The sequence below is a fragment of the Massilia sp. 05N420 genome (assembly GCF_056397205.1).
On the sequence record NZ_JBFTMX010000137.1, the window covers coordinates 1 to 542 of the forward strand.

General features: G+C 58.1%; 1 protein-coding gene. It reads right to left on the reverse strand.

The genetic code is table 11. The features are described from left to right. Positions 1 to 109 precede the first annotated feature (109 nt). A partial coding sequence (folE, locus tag AC1DIX_RS27645) for a GTP cyclohydrolase I (protein ID WP_477328531.1) occupies positions 110 to 542 on the reverse strand: 433 nt, incomplete at its 5' end.

Consider the following 542-nt stretch of genomic DNA (forward strand, 5'->3'; position numbering starts at 1 on the left):
GATCACATCAGTGTCCGGATCAAACACTTCCAGGCTGGAGATCGAGTGAGACAGCTGGTCGCCGAGAATGAAGACCATCGTGCCGACAGAGGGAGCTTCTCCCATGGCGCTAGTCCCTCAGGTCATTGAAAAAGCGCGCCTGGAGTGAAGCGTCCGTTCGCAAAACTCCCCTGAACGTTGTTGTAAGAGTCTTGGATCCGCTTTTTGCGATGCCGCGCATCGACATGCACATGTGCTCAGCCTCGACAAGGACGGCGACACCCTGCGGCTGCAGCCGCTCTTGCAGCGCGTCCACGATCTGACTGGTCATGCGTTCCTGGATCTGCAGGCGCCGGGCATACAGCTCGACAAGGCGGGCAATTTTGGAAAGACCGACGACACAGTTGCTTGGCACATATGCCACATGCGCGACGCCGCGGAATGGCAGCATGTGATGCTCGCAAAGCGAGTAGAACGGAATATCACGCGCGAGCACGGCATCGCTGTAACCACCGACCTCGTCGAATGTCGTGCTGAGGACATTGCCTGGCTGTTCCCGGTAC